This window comes from Streptomyces sp. NPDC050549 (assembly GCF_040655035.1).
Taxonomy (GTDB): Bacteria; Actinomycetota; Actinomycetes; order Streptomycetales; family Streptomycetaceae; genus Streptomyces.
In genome coordinates, this window is the sequence record NZ_JBFAJD010000027.1 from 77791 (window position 1) to 94526 (window position 16736).

Annotated in this window: 10 protein-coding genes; 9 read left to right on the forward strand and 1 reads right to left on the reverse strand. The window is 70.8% G+C overall.

The annotated features are described in order from the left end of the window. The first annotated feature begins 307 nt into the window (after positions 1-307). The 8 genes from AB0I51_RS32235 (at position 308) to AB0I51_RS32270 (ending at position 13619) form a co-directional block, all read left to right on the forward strand. Entirely contained in the window at positions 308-2467 is a 2160-nt protein-coding gene (locus AB0I51_RS32235; protein ID WP_362981243.1) for a RecQ family ATP-dependent DNA helicase, read from the forward strand. Positions 2468-2635: 168 nt separating this feature from the next. After that, positions 2636-4138: a DUF4192 domain-containing protein gene (locus AB0I51_RS32240; protein ID WP_362981245.1), complete on the forward strand. Its 1503-nt coding sequence runs from the start codon at positions 2636-2638 to the stop codon at positions 4136-4138. Between the two features lie 404 nt (positions 4139-4542). Beyond that, positions 4543-6525 carry a glycogen debranching N-terminal domain-containing protein gene (locus AB0I51_RS32245; protein ID WP_362981247.1) on the forward strand — a complete coding sequence of 661 codons (1983 nt, stop codon included), beginning with the start codon at positions 4543-4545 and terminating at the stop codon, positions 6523-6525. Positions 6526-6655: 130 nt separating this feature from the next. Next, positions 6656-7414: an NUDIX hydrolase gene (locus tag AB0I51_RS32250; RefSeq protein WP_362981249.1), complete on the forward strand. Its 759-nt coding sequence runs from the start codon at positions 6656-6658 to the stop codon at positions 7412-7414. 91 nt (positions 7415-7505) lie between these two features. Beyond that, entirely contained in the window at positions 7506-9608 is a 2103-nt protein-coding gene (locus AB0I51_RS32255; protein WP_362981251.1) for an ATP-binding cassette domain-containing protein, read from the forward strand. A 162-nt stretch (positions 9609-9770) separates the two neighbouring features. Beyond that, the gene (locus AB0I51_RS32260; RefSeq protein ID WP_086022045.1) at positions 9771-10658 is read left to right on the forward strand and encodes an FCD domain-containing protein; all 888 of its coding nucleotides are present in this window, start codon (positions 9771-9773) and stop codon (positions 10656-10658) included. A gap of 429 nt (positions 10659-11087) precedes the next feature. Further along, entirely contained in the window at positions 11088-12629 is a 1542-nt protein-coding gene (locus AB0I51_RS32265) for an RNA polymerase sigma factor (RefSeq protein WP_362981253.1), read from the forward strand. Between the two features lie 132 nt (positions 12630-12761). After that, complete coding sequence (locus tag AB0I51_RS32270; RefSeq protein ID WP_362981255.1) at positions 12762-13619, forward strand: serine protease; 858 nt, start codon at positions 12762-12764, stop codon at positions 13617-13619. A 116-nt stretch (positions 13620-13735) separates the two neighbouring features. On the opposite strand, the gene AB0I51_RS32275 is transcribed toward AB0I51_RS32270, so the two are convergent. Next, on the reverse strand, positions 13736-13969 hold the full coding sequence (locus AB0I51_RS32275; RefSeq protein ID WP_019072919.1) for a hypothetical protein: 234 nt from the start codon (positions 13967-13969) through the stop codon (positions 13736-13738). A 441-nt stretch (positions 13970-14410) separates the two neighbouring features. On the opposite strand from AB0I51_RS32275, the gene AB0I51_RS32280 reads away from it, so the two are divergent. Beyond that, a complete protein-coding gene (locus AB0I51_RS32280; RefSeq protein WP_362981257.1) occupies positions 14411-16531 on the forward strand; it encodes a DNA topoisomerase IV subunit B in 2121 nt (706 codons plus the stop codon). The last annotated feature ends 205 nt before the right edge of the window (positions 16532-16736 follow it).

Sequence of the window (16736 nt, forward strand, 5' to 3'; positions counted from 1 at the left end):
GACGAACCGTGCGGGGAGCGGACTCCAATTCTTGCTGTCGAACTGGGATGCGGCAACGAGCAAATGGGGCCACAGCCACTTATCTGATGGTCTGTGGCTTATATCCCTACCCAATGCGTCGTCCGACGACGCCTGGGACGTTGGAGCACGACACTTTCGTACGCCATTGAGGTGCGGAAGGTCCAGAGGGTGCAGGTGGGCCAGGGGGCGTGGGGCGCCCGGGACAGGCGGTCAGGACGGCCGGAAGCGCCTGTTCACCGCGGCGGAGGATTGGGCCGTTGTCAGTGGCGTGAGGTTGCATGGGGGCATGAGCAACCAGGAGCTGCGTGCCGAAGCCGACGCCATCCTCGCCGAGCTGGTCGGCGATCCGAGCGGTACGGCGAGGCTGCGCGAGGACCAGTGGCAGGCGGTGGCGGCTCTCGTGGAGGAGCGCCGGCGCGCGCTGGTGGTGCAGCGCACCGGCTGGGGCAAGTCGGCGGTGTACTTCGTCGCCACCGCCCTGCTGCGCCGGCGCGGCTCCGGCCCCACGGTGATCATCTCGCCGCTGCTGGCCCTGATGCGCAACCAGGTCGAGTCGGCGGCACGAGCCGGCATCCGGGCGCACACCATCAACTCGGCCAACCCGGAGGAGTGGGACTCCATCTACGGAGAGGTCGACAAGGGCGAGACCGACGTCCTTCTCGTCAGCCCGGAGCGGCTCAACTCTGTGGACTTCCGGGACCAGGTGCTGCCCAGACTCGCCGCCACGACCGGCCTGTTGGTGGTCGACGAGGCCCACTGCATCTCCGACTGGGGACACGACTTCCGCCCGGACTACCGCCGGCTGCGGGCGATGCTGACCGAACTGCCCGCAGGCGTACCGGTGCTGGCCACCACGGCGACCGCCAACGCGCGCGTGACCGCCGATGTGGCCGAGCAGTTGGGCACGGGCGCCGGTGAGGCCCTGGTGCTGCGCGGCCCGCTGGAGCGGGAGAGCCTGCGGCTCGGTGTGGTCCAACTCCCGGACGCCGCACACCGTTTGGCGTGGCTCGCCGAGCATCTGGACGAGCTTCCCGGCTCGGGGATCATCTACACACTCACCGTGGCCGCCGCCGAGGAGGCCACCGCATTCCTGCGACAACGCGGCTTCAAGGTGGCCTCGTACACCGGGAAGACGGAGAACGCCGACCGGCTGCAGGCCGAGATCGACCTCCAGGAGAACCGGGTCAAGGCACTGGTCGCCACGTCGGCCCTGGGCATGGGCTACGACAAGCCGGACCTGGGCTTCGTGGTCCACCTGGGCTCGCCCTCCTCGCCGATCGCCTACTACCAGCAGGTGGGGCGTGCGGGACGCGGTGTGGCCCACGCCGACGTACTGCTCCTGCCGGGCAGGGAGGACGAGGCCATCTGGCGCTACTTCGCCGATACGGCCTTCCCGCCCGAGACACAGGTCCGCCAGACCCTCTCGGCCCTCGCCGACGCGGGACGGCCGCTGTCCGTACCGGCCCTGGAGACAGCGGTGGATCTCCGGCGCAGCCGCCTGGAGACGATGCTGAAGGTCCTGGACGTCGACGGAGCGGTCAAGCGCGTGAAGGGCGGCTGGGCGGCCACAGGGGCCGACTGGGTGTACGACGCCGAGCGGTACGCCTGGGTGGCCAAACAGCGAGCGGCCGAGCAGCAGGCCATGCGCGACTACGTGAGTACGGCCCAGTGCCGGATGGAGTTCCTGCGCCGGCAGCTGGACGACGAAGGGGCGGTGCCCTGCGGCCGTTGCGACAACTGCGCGGGCGCCTGGATCGACTCCTCCGTCTCGGCGGAGACGCTGACAGGGGCGACGAAGGAACTGGACCGCCCGGGCACGGAGATCGAGCCGCGCCGGATGTGGCCGACCGGGATGGCCGCACTGGGCGTCGACCTCAAGGGACGCATCCCGGCCAAGGACCAGTGCTCCACGGGGCGCGCTCTGGGACGGCTGTCGGACATCGGCTGGGGCAACAGGCTGCGCCCCCTGCTGGCCGAGAACGCACCCGACGGCCCTGTCCCCGACGACGTCCTGAAGGCCGCGGTGGCGGTCCTCGCCGACTGGGCGCGTTCTCCCGGTGGTTGGGCGCCGAATGCCACCGACGCCTCCGCCCGGCCCGTGGGGGTCGTGGCCCTACCGTCCCTGGCCCGTCCGCAACTGGTCGGCTCCCTCGCCCAGGGCATCGCGACCATCGGCCGCCTCCCCCTCCTGGGCACCCTGACGCACACCGGCCCGGACGGCACGCACGCTGCACGCCGCAGCAACTCCGCCCAACGCCTCAGGGCGCTGTCCGACGCCTTCGCCGTCTCCGAAGAACTGGCCGTCGCCCTGGCCGCCAATCCCGGTCCCGTCCTACTCGTGGACGATTACACCGACTCGGGCTGGACCCTGGCGGTCGCCGCGCGCCTGCTCCGCCGGGCAGGCGGCGAACAGGTTCTTCCGCTGGTCCTCGCTGCGGCGGGGTGAGATTTCGTATCGGGATCCGTGTGGGCAGGTGGCCGAGCGTGCGATTCCGGTTCGCATGTCCCGGTCGCCCGGGTCGACTTGGCCGCACCGAACTCCATATGACGTGCCCCTGACCGGACTTATCCACAGGCTCAAGCGGAATGGGGCGATTCGCGAGATCGTCAACGCATGACGAATCACAGCGAAACAACCGGATCCTCCGAAAACGGCGACATCGAGCCCACCGCGTACGACCGACACGGCGCCGACCACCAGGTCACCCTGCGCACCCCGGCCGAACTCGCCGACGCCCTGCCCTACCTCCTCGGATACCGTCCCGAGGACAGCATCGTCCTCGTCGCCCTGCACGATCGCGGCGGTCGGGGCCGCTTCGGCGGCCGAGCCCGACTCGGCATTCCCGCCGGCGCGGACGACTGGGCCTCCGTAGCACGGCAGTTGGCCCACGGCCTGGTGACCGGCAGCGAGCGCAGGGGAACCCGGCCCGAGCAGATGATCGCCTACGTCTGCCAGGAGCCGGCGCCCGGCGAGTCGGGGCGCCAGGTCATGGAGCGGCTGCGTCCGCTGGTGCAGAGCCTGCGCACCGAGTGCGGCCGTCTCGATGTGACGGTCATCGAGGCACTCTGCATCTCGGACGGCCGCTTCTGGTCCTACTGCTGCCCGATCGAGGGATGCTGCCCGGTCGACGGATCCCCGATGGGCCTGCCCGGCACCTCCGTGCTGGCCGCCGCGGCGACCTACGCGGGGCTCCAAGTACGCGGCACGCTGCGCGAGTTGCGCAGCAGGCTGCAACCGTGGGAGACGGCCGCCGCACTGGATCAGGAAGCCGCCCTGGACGCCGCCGGTTCGGCCCTGGTGCCTCGCATCCTCGACGACTCCTACCGCGCGGACGTGGCGCACGAGACGCTGGACCTCGCCCGGTTGATCCTGAACCGGTTCGCCGCGGCACCACCCGTGTCCGGCGCGCTCCAGTCGGACCTGCGCGACGACGAACTTCTCGCCCACGACGAAGCGGCCACACTGATCCTCGGCCTTCAGGACCGTACGACCCGAGACCGCGCGGCCGAATGGATGGAGGGCGACGAGGCGGTTCCGGCTCTGCGCCTCTGGCGCGCGCTGGCCCGCCGCTGCGTCGGGCCCTACGGCGAACACGCCGCGGCTCCGCTCACACTCGCTGGCTGGGTCGCCTGGTCGACCGGCGACGACCTGGAGGCCCGGGAGGCCTTGGCCATGGCCCTGGGAGCCGACTCCGACTACCTGTTCGCCCGCCTCCTGCACCAGGCCTGCAACGAGGGTCTGGACCCGGAGTCGATCCGCCGCTGCCTGCGCGCGGAACGGAAGGACCGTGCGGTTGTGGACGCCGGTGAGTCGGGCGACGCGGAGGCCGCCGACGGTTCCGAACCCCAGGGTGCGAGCGGCGCCGGTGACGTCCCGGCACCGCTGGCAACGTCCACGGCATCCCGCCGCCGGCGCCGCGCGCGTACCGCCGACGGAGTCGAGGGCCGTCCGCGTTCTGCGGAACCGGACGGCTCCCGGCCCCGCACGCCGGCACAGAGCACCTCGCGTCCCGGTGGCACGCGGGGCCGCACCTCAGGCAAGAGCGGTTCGCGACACCGTGACACCTGCTCGGAGCGGCCTCTGCCGGGGAGCAACGGCATTGAGGGGGACGGGTGATCAAGAATCGGGGAGCCGATGCCGCGCGTCCGTCTCCTTCTCTCCGCCGCCATTCGGTCGGCTTCCCGGGCTGCGGGCGTGACCAGGTGGAGCCCGGTTCCGTTCACCTGAGTGGCGGAACGCCTGATCAGGCCGTGACGCCGTACAGCCCTTGTCCTCCCGGGACTCTCCATCCGGCGCCGAACACGTCCGAGGCGCACAGAGCGCAGAAGAAGCCGCCCATGCATCAGCCGACTCCGCCCCCCGATGCCGGTGACCGCCCTGGCGGAAACTTGTCGCAGCCGTCGCAGCGGCCGATGGAGGGCTTGGTTCCCGGCTACATCCGCCGTCCACCGCCACCCCCGTCCCGGTCACCGTCGCCATCCCCGCTCCGGTCCTCTTCGCTCTCCCCGCCGCAGAGCCCCGTGCCGCACACGCCTCGTCCGACGCCCCGCCGTTCCGTCGAACTGCCGCCCACCCACAACACGCTGATCTGCGTCGCCCTCCCAGGTCTCGCCGTCTCCACCGAGCAGGGCCAGCTGAACGGCCGAGGCCTGGAGGGGTTCTACCGCGCGGGCCGGCGAGTGCTCTCCCGCTGTCAGGTGCGGGTGGCCGGACGTGAACCGCTGGCGGTGCAGGCCAGGATGACGGCGGCCGACCGCGCGCGGTTCGTCGGAACCGTGCGGGTGTCCCCGGACTGCGGTCCGGACCCCGACCTCGTGGTCGAGCGGACCCGGCACGCCGACGGTACGGAGCGCATCACCCTGCGCAGCGTGTCCTGGCGCCCGCTGCGACTGCCGGTCGAGGTGGCGCTCGGCACCGACCTGGCGGACCTGGGCGCGATCGCCGCGGGCGTCACGGGACCCGAACTCCCGGCCACCGTGCACGACTCCGGGCTGCGCTGGTCCGGCGCCACCGGGAACTCGACGGTCACCGCCGACCCGCCGCCCGCCGACGCACTGGCCTCCGCGGGACTACTGCGCTGGGAGTTCGAACTCCCACCGGGCGGTACGGTGAGCGTGGAACTGCGGGTACGGCCGGACGGTGCGGGACCGGTCCGGGCTGTGGGCCACGGAGCGACCAGCCCACTGGCCTCCGCACGGGCGGCCGGTGACGACCCCCGAGCCCAGGCGCTGCTGCGGACCAGCGTCGAGGATCTCCAGGCGCTGCTGCTGCGCGACCCCGCGCACCCCTCCGACACACACCTGGCCGCCGGGGCGCCCTGGCGGTGCGGCCTGGCCCCGGCGGAGTCGCTCACGGCGGCCCGTATGACGCTGCCCCTCGGTACCCGGCTCGCCGCGGGCACACTGCGGACCCTGGCCCGGACCCAACTGCCGCGCCACGGAGCACAGTTCGGAATGATCCCGGGGCCGCGCCGCGACGCCGGCGCCCATCTGCCGCCGGGCTGCACGGGCACGGAGGCGACCCTGCTCTTTCCGGTGCTGCTCGCGGAGGCCCGCCGCTGGGGGCTCCCGGAGCAGGAGACGCAGGAGTTGCTGCCGGCCGCCGAGCGCTGTCTGACCTGGTTGCGGACCACAGTGGGCGACGGCACCTATCTGCGCGACCCGCATCCCGGTGGACCGGTCCGCTGCGAGACACAGGCCCACGCCCACCGGGCAGCACTGCTCGGTGCCGATCTGTTGGACGCGTTCGGCAGACCTGGTGGTGCCGGACTCCGGCAGTGGGCCCAGGAGCTGCGCACCGCCTTCCGCGCGGACTTCTGGATCGGAGACCTGGGCGGCGGTCGCCCGGCGGCGGCCCAGATTCTGGACGGTCGCCTCGTGCCGCACCTCGGCGCGACCGCGGCCCATCTCCTCGACACCGGACTCCTGGGCGGCGGCGAGTACGCACCCGGCCTGCTCGACAAGGCGCGGGCCGAACAACTCGCCCGGCTGCTCGGCGGCCCGGCCATGGACTCGGGCTGGGGACTGCGCGGTCTGGGCGCGAAGGAACCGGGATTCAGCCCGTTCGGTCACCGGAGCGGGGCCGTGCGGGTGCAGGAGACGGCGATCGCCGTCGCGGGCCTGGCCACCGGCGGCTACGAGAAGGAGGCCACCTCGCTGTTGCTCGGCGTCCTGGCGGCGGCCGAGGCATTCGGACACCGGCTCCCCGAGATGTACGCGGGGGAACAGCGCACGGAGGGGAGCGCTCCCCTTCCTCACCCGGCAGCCTGCCGCCCGGCGGCCACGGCAGCCGCCGCCGGAGTACTGCTGCTGACCACCCTCGCGGGCATCCGCCCCGACGCCCCCGCCGGGACGGTCACCCTCCGTCCGGTCCGCAGCGCGCCCCTGGGCGAGATCGGCCTGACGGGACTCCGGATCGCCGGCGCCCCCTTCTCCGTACGGGTCGGCCGACTCGGTGTCGCCATGGTCGAGGAGGCCGCCGACGGCCTGCAATTGGGGGCGTGACCTCGCACTAGTGCGTGTCGGCCGACGGCCGGAAGCGGAGAATCAACCGCGTATCGCACCGAAGTGGATCAGTCACGGCGGTACCGACGAAGGGAGTGTTTATCGTCAGGCAGACGACTATGATCGCCGCATGTCCTACGACCCGTCAGCGTATCCGCCCTTCGCCGTCACCGTGGACCTGGTCGTGCTGACCGTGCGCCGCCATGCTCTGTGCGGGCTGGCGGTACGCAGGGGCGAGCCGCCCTTTCAGGGACGCTGGGCGCTACCGGGCGGCTTCGTGCGGGCCGACGAGGATCTGGCCCAGGCCGCCGCCCGCGAACTGGCCGAGGAGACGGGACTGCGCACCCACGACCCGGCCGTCCCCGTCCAGGACAACGGAGCGCATCTGGAGCAGCTCGCGACCTATGGCGACCCCAAGCGCGACCCGCGGATGCGCGTCGTCAGCGTCGCCCACCTCGCACTCGCCCCCGACCTGCCCGCACCCCGCGCCGGCGGTGACGCCAGCAACGCTCGCTGGGCACCCGTCGAGGAGTTGCTGCAACGGGGCGGCTTCGGACGCGACGGCGATCCGGTGGCGCCGCTCGCCTTCGACCATGCGCAGATCCTGTCCGACGGGGTGGAGCGCGCCCGTTCGAAGATCGAGTACTCGTCCCTGGCCACGGCGTTCTGCCCCACCGAATTCACTGTCGGCGAACTGCGCCGCGTCTACGAGGCGGTGTGGGGCGTGGCGCTCGACCCGCGCAACTTCCATCGCAAGGTGACCGGCACGCCCGGCTTCCTCGTCCCGACCGGCGGTACGACGACCCGTCAGGGCGGCCGCCCGGCGCAGCTGTTCCGGGCCGGCGGGGCCACGCTGCTCAACCCGCCGATGCTGCGCCCCGAGGTGTGACGTCGTAGCACCTCGAACGGTACGACCAAGCGTTGCCGAGCAGGCCGTTCGGTACCCGAAAAAACGGACATAGCGCGCTATCTTGCTGTGGGTGATCCAGGCCTTCGGACTGACCAGCAACGCCCGCAAGGAGCATCCACCCGCCGTCGACGACGTCTCCTTCGAGGCCCGTGCGGGCAGTGTCACCGCACTCCTCGGAGCCCCGGGTGCGGGGAAGACGACCGCGCTCAGGCTCATGCTAGAACTCCAACAGGGGCGTGGAATCACCTACTTCAGGGGCCGCCCCCTGCATCGCATCGCCCACCCGTCGCGCGAGGTCGGAGTGCTCCTGGGCGACGTGCCGGGACATCCGGCCCGTTCGGTCCGCGGCCATCTGCGGATGCTGTGTGCCGCGGCGGGTGTTCCGGCCCGGCGGGCCGACGAGGTCCTCGAAGTGGTCGGCCTCGTCAGCCTGCGCGACGAACGCCTCGGCAGCCTCGCCCGCGGCATGGACCGCCGCCTGGGACTCGCCTGCGCTCTGCTGTCCGACCCGCACACACTGGTGCTGGACGAACCCGCGGACGCGCTCTCCGCCCGCGAAAGCCGTTGGCTGTACGGCATGCTGCGCGCGCATGCCGCCCAGGGCGGCACGGTCCTGTTCAGCACGGCCGAACCCAAGGAGGCCGCCCGCAGCGCCGACCGGGTCGTCACCCTCGAACAGGGCAGACTCGTCGCCGACCAGGAGGCCGGAGACTTCGCCCGCACCCGGCTGCGCCCCCGCGTCGCCGTCCGCACCCCGCATGCCGCCCGCCTCGCCGCCCTCCTCACCAAGGAGGCCCGCACCGCGCACCGCTCCGTCGAAGTCGTACGAGAGGAGGGCAACCGCCTTTCCGTGTACGGCAGTACGTGCGCGGACGTCGGCGAGACGGCGTTCCGGCACGACATCCTCGTACACCAACTCGCCGACGAGATCGGCGACATGGGGCCCGGGGCCGGTACGTCCCCCAGGGGCGAGCCGGAAACCGGTGACGAGCCGCGCGTGCCGACCCCCTCGTCGCCGACCGTGACGGAATCGCCTCTCGCGGACGTACCGTCCGCCGAGCAGCCGTCGCCGCCGAGCGCACCTGCGCTGCACACCTCGGAGCCTTCCACCGCCGAAGAACCTGAACCAGTCGCCCGAGCCCACCCGCCGTACGAGGCTCAGGAAACCGCCGTCAGCCCCCTGCGGGACACCGCCGTTGACCCTGGGGCTCAGCCGGTCACTGCAAGCACCCCTGCGACACCCGGCCTCCGCGCGCCGCGTCCCGCCCGCTCCCGACTGGTCCCTCTCATCGACCCCGAAGAGGCAACCGGTACCCTGCCGTCCGCGCGTGCCCCGCGCCCTTCGCGAGCCGCCGCTCTCGACGCCCTGTCGCCGCTCCCGCCCCCCATCTCCGTCCGCTCCGCCCCCAGTCCGCTGCGCCCGCTCCGCTACGAGCTGCGCCGGGCCACCGGTATCGGCACCGGGTTCCTCACCGGGGCCGCCGTGCTCGTCGTGTCCGCCCTCACCGCACTGCTGTTGGCCCGCATCGGGCACACCCCGCAGCCGCGCCTGCTGGCCGCGTGGCCACGGGAACTGCCGCTGCCGCCCGCGGCACTCGGCGCGGGACTGCTCGGGGCGTTCGCCTTCGGCGACGAGTTCCGGCACCCTGCCCTGGCGGCGGACCGCGGCACCGTCCCCCGGCGGATGGGGCTGCTCCTCGCGAAGCTCCTCGTCTCCGCGGCCACCGCGCTGCTGCTGGGCTTCCTCACGGTGGGCTGCGACGCCGAAGTGCTCTATCTCGTATACGGACGAGAGTTCGCGCAGGTTCCCGCCGACTGGCTTTCGACGAGCGCGAGTTGGACCGGTCTCGTCGTCGGGTGCGCCTGGGCCGGAGTGCTGGCCGCGGGCATCTTCCGGTCCACCACGGCCGGGCTCGCCGCGGTGGTCGCCGTACCGATTCTCGTCGTGCCGCTCGTGCACAAGGCGTTGGAAGGTCCGGCCGTGCGGGCAGCGGCGGGCCTTCCCCTGCGGCTGCGGAAGGTGTTCCTGCTGCAGTGGCCCTTCGGGGGTGAGCGGTATCTGTCCGCGGCGGCGCGAGTGATCGTCCAACCCGTGGGCGGGGCACTGACGTTGTCGCTTACCGCACTGCTCTGCGCGTACCTGCTCACGACCCTGCGTAGCAGGGTCCGATGACGACCGTGCGCACCCTTCGGGTCCCGCTCTGCGCACAACTCCCCGGAGAAAGCCCATTTCTTTCCGATAAGGCGTCAATTGCGACGGGGTGAGCGATCACCCTTTCGTGTGCTTTTCACCAAAGACCTCAAGGGAGTTGGAGCCAACGCCGACAAAGGATCCGTGAGTACCCTTGCGCACACCATGATGACCGCCGCCCGCTCCGCAGACTCCGGTCTCGCCGGCCCGGGCGAACTCGACCGCTACCCCTATGCCGAGGCGCCCGTCACCGAGCGCCTCGGAGCCCCTTCCTGGGACGGTTCCGACCCCGAGCTGGGCCGCGTGGGCCGTCGTGCCGCCGGCAGCCGCGGACGCGGGCTGCACGGCCAACTCGTCCAGCAGCTGGGTCAGATGATCGTCTCCGGCGACCTGGGTGCCGACCGTCCGCTGGTGCCCGAGGAGATCGGTCAGCGCTTCGAGGTGTCCCGCACCGTCGTCCGCGAGTCGCTGCGCGTCCTGGAGGCCAAGGGCCTGGTCAGCGCCCGCCCGAACGTAGGCACGCGCGTGCGTCCCGTCAGCGACTGGAACCTCCTCGACCCGGACATCATCGAGTGGCGCGCCTTCGGCCCGCAGCGCGACAACCAGCGCCGCGAGCTGAGCGAGCTGCGCTGGACGATCGAGCCGCTCGCCGCGCGCCTCGCCGCCGGGCACGGGCGCGAGGATGTCCAGCAGCGCCTCTCCGACATGGTCGAGATCATGGGTCACGCCATGGCGCAGGGCGACGCGCTGACCTTCTCCCGCGCGGACGCCGAGTTCCACTCGCTGCTTATTCAGGTCGCGGGCAACCGCATGCTGGAGCACCTTTCCGGGATCGTCTCGTCGGCCCTCCAGGTTTCCGGCGGCCCGGTCACGGGCTGTGACCGGCCGAACGACGCCTCCCTGGCGCACCACGCCCGGATCGTCGACGCCCTCGCCGCCGGCGACGGCGCGGCGGCCGAGGCGGCCATGCGGCAGCTGCTGATCGTGCACCCCGAGGTGGAGCGCGTGGTGCCCGCTCCGCGCGAGCACTGACGCGCGGGGTGGCGGGCGCGGTCGAGGTGCGTCGCGCTCCCGTGGCGCCGCCCGGCCTGGTCGCCGTCTTCCGCCGGACCCCGCAGGATCCTCCGGGAACCGGCGGGGTCCGGCGGCGCGACGGGGGTCGGATCTCGCTGAGAAGTACCTCTTGCGGCCCTGGGTGACCTCATCTGCCCGTGTCTGACCGTTTTTGAGCGCTTACGGGGTGTGACTCGGGCCACGCAGATTGGGCGTAACGCTCGCGGGAACTGCGCGATGACCTAAGAGGTGACAGCCGCGGAAGGGAATACGGACGCCGTTCAAGGCGCTGTGCTTCTTCCCGGCTCCAGCCCGCGCCGTCGGCCCATCCCCAAGTCGGCGGTCGTCGGTTCCTGTCCGTACCGGACGGGGCCGGAAGCCGTTTTCCATCGTTCCGAGAGGTTGTTCGTGTCGGCCAGCACATCCCGTACGCTCCCGCCGGAGATCGCCGAGTCCGTCTCTGTCATGGCGCTCATCGAGCGGGGAAAGGCTGAGGGGCAGATCGCCGGCGATGACGTGCGTCGGGCCTTCGAAGCTGACCAGATTCCGGCCACTCAGTGGAAGAACGTACTGCGCAGCCTCAACCAGATCCTCGAGGAAGAGGGTGTGACGCTGATGGTCAGTGCCGCGGAGCCCAAGCGCACCCGAAAGAGCGTCGCAGCGAAGAGTCCGGCCAAGCGCACCGCCACCAAGACGGTCGCCGCGAAGACGGTGACCGCCAAGAAGGCCACCGCCACCGCGACTCCGGCGGCGCCCCTCGCCGACGCTCCCGCCGAGGACGACGCCCAGAAGGCGGCTGCCAAGAAGGCGGCGCCTGCCAAGAAGACGGTCGCCAAGAAGGTCGCCGCCAAGAAGACGACCGCTGCGGCGGCCAAGAAGACCAGCGCCAAGAAGGACGACGCCGAGCTCGTTGACGACGAGGCCGTCGAGGAGACCCCCGGCAAGACCGGGGACGAGCCCGAGGGCGCCGAGAGCGCCGGCTTCGTACTCTCCGACGAGGACGAGGACGACGCGCCCGCGCAGCAGGTCGCCGCTGCCGGTGCCACGGCCGACCCCGTCAAGGACTACCTCAAGCAGATCGGCAAGGTCCCCCTCCTCAACGCCGAGCAGGAGGTCGAGCTCGCCAAGCGCATCGAGGCGGGTCTGTTCGCCGAGGACAAGCTGGCGAACGCCGACAAGCTCGCCCCCAAGCTCAAGCGCGAGCTGGAGATCATCGCCGAGGACGGCCGCCGCGCCAAGAACCACCTCCTGGAGGCAAACCTCCGCCTGGTGGTCTCCCTGGCCAAGCGCTACACCGGCCGCGGCATGCTGTTCCTGGACCTCATCCAGGAGGGCAACCTCGGTCTCATCCGCGCGGTCGAGAAGTTCGACTACACCAAGGGCTACAAGTTCTCCACGTACGCCACCTGGTGGATCCGTCAGGCGATCACCCGCGCGATGGCCGACCAGGCCCGCACCATCCGTATCCCGGTGCACATGGTCGAGGTCATCAACAAGCTCGCGCGCGTGCAGCGCCAGATGCTCCAGGACCTGGGCCGCGAGCCCACCCCGGAGGAGCTGGCCAAGGAACTCGACATGACCCCGGAGAAGGTCATCGAGGTCCAGAAGTACGGCCGCGAGCCCATCTCCCTGCACACCCCCCTGGGTGAGGACGGCGACAGTGAGTTCGGTGACCTCATCGAGGACTCCGAGGCCGTCGTCCCGGCCGACGCGGTCAGCTTCACGCTCCTCCAGGAGCAGCTGCACTCCGTCCTGGACACCCTGTCCGAGCGCGAGGCCGGTGTGGTCTCGATGCGCTTCGGTCTCACCGACGGTCAGCCGAAGACCCTCGACGAGATCGGCAAGGTGTACGGGGTCACCCGTGAGCGCATCCGCCAGATCGAGTCCAAGACCATGTCGAAGCTGCGCCACCCGTCGCGTTCGCAGGTGCTGCGGGACTACCTCGACTAGGTCGTAGTCGTACGACACGGAAGGCCCGGTTTCCCGTCAGGGAGCCGGGCCTTCGTGTCGGCCGCGGGTGCGCGGCTCGGTGCGCTGGATCACTCTGGGTCTCTCAAGACCATCCCAGAGTGAGGAACGTGCATGCGTCGTCCCTTTGCCCGGGCGCTGACCCGGCCGCTGGTCCTGGCGGCTGCCGCGTCCGCCATACCGCTGGTCTCCGCGGCCCCCGCGGCCGCCGACAGCATCGTCGTCGGGGGGTTCCCGGTCGATGTCTCGGAGAGCCCTTGGACGGTGGCCCTGTCCAGCCGTGACCGGTTCGGGGGTACCCGGGCGGGACAGTTCTGCGGCGGTGTCGCCGTGGCCCGGACCACCGTGCTTACCGCGGCCCACTGCATGGGCGACGACGTCCTGGGTGCGCCACCGAACCGCGCGGGCGACCTCAAGGTCCTCGCGGGCCGTACGGACCTGCTCTCGGGCAGCGGCCAGGCGATCGCGGTACGGGACGTGTGGGTCAACCCGGACTACGACACCGTCAGCAACGCCGGCGACTTCGCCGTGCTCACCCTCGCCGCACCGCTGCCCCAGAGCTCGGTGATCGGGATGGCGGCCACGGGCGACACGGCCTACCGGGCGGGCACGGCCGCCACGGTCTACGGCTGGGGCGATCTCAGCGGGGGCGGGGACTACGCGGGCAGCCTGCACGCCGCGCGCCTCCACGTGCTGCCCGACGCCCGCTGCGAGGAGGCGTATCCGGGCGGCGCGGACGGCACCTACCTCCCCGAGGCCATGCTGTGCGCCGGAGAGCTCCAGGGGGGCCGTGACGCCTGTCAGGGAGACAGCGGGGGACCGCTGGTCGCGCAGGGCCGCCTGATCGGGCTCGTGTCGTGGGGCAGCGGGTGCGGGCGGGCCGGGAGCCCGGGCGTCTACACCCGGGTGTCCGACGTCCTGCGGACGCTGGGCCGCCATCGCGGCGCAGCGGGCCCGCACAAGGGCGTCTGACAGCCACTGAGGGGCATCGGCGGATACGAGGACGGGCGGCCCCACTCCTGTGGTTCAGGAGTGGGGCCGCCCGTCGCCGGCCTGTGCCGGTGCTGGCTCGTCGTGGACGCGAAGTGTCAGCGCTCTTCTTCAGGAGTGCTTGCTGCGGGAGCGGCGGTCAGTCGCTCCGACTCGTCCTGTATCTCAGCGGCGATCTTCTTGAGTTCCGGCTCGAACTTGCGGCCGTGGTGGGCGCAGAAGAGCAGTTCTCCGCCGCTGAGCAGGACGACGCGCAGGTATGCCTGGGCGCCGCAGCGGTCGCAGCGATCGGCGGCCGTCAGCGGGCTCGCGGGGGTCAGAACAGTAGTCACGTCGCCTCTTCTCTAGCTCGACGAGCTGTCGTACCAGGGTCAACATCCAACCAGCCCGAAAACGTTCCCGCTCTGGGCTTTTCCTCGAAAGATTCTTCCGGGGCGGTTGTTTGCTGCCGGTTGGCGGCGAATGTGCCGTATTGCGTGTCTATGTGTCTGTACGGGTTCGCGCTGTGGGTCGGGGTCGGTCCTCCCGGCTGGGTTGCCGGTTGTTCATGAGGACGTGCCCGGAGCCTAAATGGTTCATGCCCCGAAGGGAACGTGATATGTACTTCACTCCATCGAGGGATCGAACAGGTATACGACCCTGGACTACTGTGAGGAGGAGACGAGGGTGGCGTTACAACGGCTCTACCAGGCCTCGGTACCCTCTGAACGGCAACCGAAGCCGGGCCCTTACCCAAAAGGGCCTCATCTGAAATTCAGCGAGGAGCGAACCGCGTGACCGCCGAAACGTCCGTGCCGTCGACAGCGCTGCTGGCAGGAGCAGACCGGGACGGTTCCAACTACACCGCGCGGCACCTGCTCGTCCTTGAGGGGCTAGAGGCCGTACGCAAGCGCCCGGGCATGTATATCGGGTCGACCGACAGCCGTGGCCTGATGCACTGTCTGTGGGAGATCATCGACAACTCCGTGGACGAGGCCCTCGGGGGCTACTGCGACCACATCGAGGTGATCCTGCACGACGACGCCTCCGTGGAGGTGCGGGACAACGGCCGGGGCATCCCGGTCGACGTCGAGCCCAAGACCGGCCTCTCCGGTGTCGAGGTCGTCATGACCAAGCTGCACGCCGGCGGTAAGTTCGGCGGCGGCTCGTATGCCGCCTCCGGCGGTCTTCACGGCGTGGGTGCCTCCGTGGTGAACGCCCTGTCCGCGCGGCTCGACGTCGAGGTCGACCGCAATGGCAGCGTCCACGCCATCAGCTTCCGGCGCGGTGTGCCCGGCTCCTTCACGGCGGTCGGCCCCGACGCCGCGTTCGAGCCCGGTGGCCTGCGCAAGACCAAGCGGATCCCCAAGACCCGCACCGGCACGCGCGTGCGCTACTGGGCCGACCGCCAGATCTTCCTCAAGGACGCCAAGCTCTCCCTGGAGAACCTGCACCAGCGGGCCCGCCAGACGGCGTTCCTGGTGCCCGGCCTGACCATCGTCGTCCGCGACGAGTACGGCCTCGGTGAGGGCGGCAGCAAGGGCGAGGAGTCCTTCCGCTTCGACGGCGGCATCAGCGAGTTCTGCGAGTACCTGGCGACCGACAAGCCGGTCTGCGACGTACTGCGTCTGTCGGGTCAGGGCACCTTCAAGGAGACGGTGCCCGTCCTGGACGACCACGGCCAGATGACACCCACCGAGGTCACACGCGAACTCGGCGTCGACATCGCGCTGCGCTGGGGGACCGGTTACGACACGAACCTCAAGTCGTTCGTCAACATCATCGCCACCCCCAAGGGCGGCACCCATGTGGCCGGCTTCGAGCAGGCCATCGTCAAGACGATGAACGAGGTGGCGCGCGCCAAGAAACTGCTGCGCGTCGCCGAGGACGACGTCGTCAAGGACGACGCGCTGGAGGGCCTCACCGCGGTCGTCACCGTCCGGCTCGCCGAACCCCAGTTCGAGGGTCAGACCAAGGAGGTGCTCGGTACGTCGGCGGCCCGCCGTATCGTCACCAACGTGGTCACCAAGGAGTTCAAGGACTTCCTGACCTCGACCAAGCGCGACGCGGCGGCCCAGGCCCGGGTGGTCATGGAGAAGGCCGTCGCCGCGGCACGTACGCGTATCGCGGCCCGGCAGCACAAGGACGCGCAGCGCCGCAAGACGGCCCTGGAGTCCTCCTCGCTGCCCGCCAAGCTCGCCGACTGCCGCAGCGACGACGTCGAGCGCAGCGAGCTGTTCATCGTCGAGGGAGACTCCGCGCTCGGTACCGCCAAGCTCGCCCGGAACTCCGAGTTCCAGGCACTGCTGCCGATCCGCGGCAAGATCCTCAACGTCCAGAAGTCGTCCGTCACCGACATGCTGAAGAACGTCGAGTGCGGCGCCATCATCCAGGTCATAGGAGCGGGATCGGGCCGCACCTTCGACATCGACGCGGCCCGCTACGGCAAGATCATCATGATGACCGACGCCGACGTGGACGGCTCCCACATCCGCTGTCTGCTCCTGACACTCTTCCAGCGCTACATGCGGCCCATGGTCGAGGCCGGCCGGGTGTTCGCCGCGGTGCCGCCGCTGCACCGCGTCGAGCTCGTCCAGCCCAAGAAGGGCCAGGACAAGTACGTCTACACGTACTCGGACCGCGAACTGCGCGAAAAGCTGCTGGAGTTCCAGAGCAAGGGCGTCCGGTACAAGGACTCCATCCAGCGCTACAAGGGTCTCGGCGAGATGGATGCCGACCAGCTGGCCGAGACCACGATGGACCCCCGTCACCGCACTCTGCGCCGGATCAACCTCTCCGACCTGGAAGCGGCCGAGCAGGTCTTCGATCTGCTGATGGGCAACGACGTGGCACCGCGCAAGGAGTTCATCTCCAGCTCGGCCGCGACACTGGACCGGTCGCGGATCGACGCCTGACCGTCGACGTGTGACCGACGGCGCCGGACATCGGCTCCGGTCCCGTTCCGAGCCCGATCCGGGCCCGGAACCGAGGCACCGGCCGGTGCCCGGCGCCGTCGGTCTGCTCCACCCGTGGGTGGAGGTCGGTGCGGTCGGCGGATCCACCCACGATCCACCCTGGCGCCGATCTGCCGACCTGCGAATTTCCGTAGCTTCGAAGGCG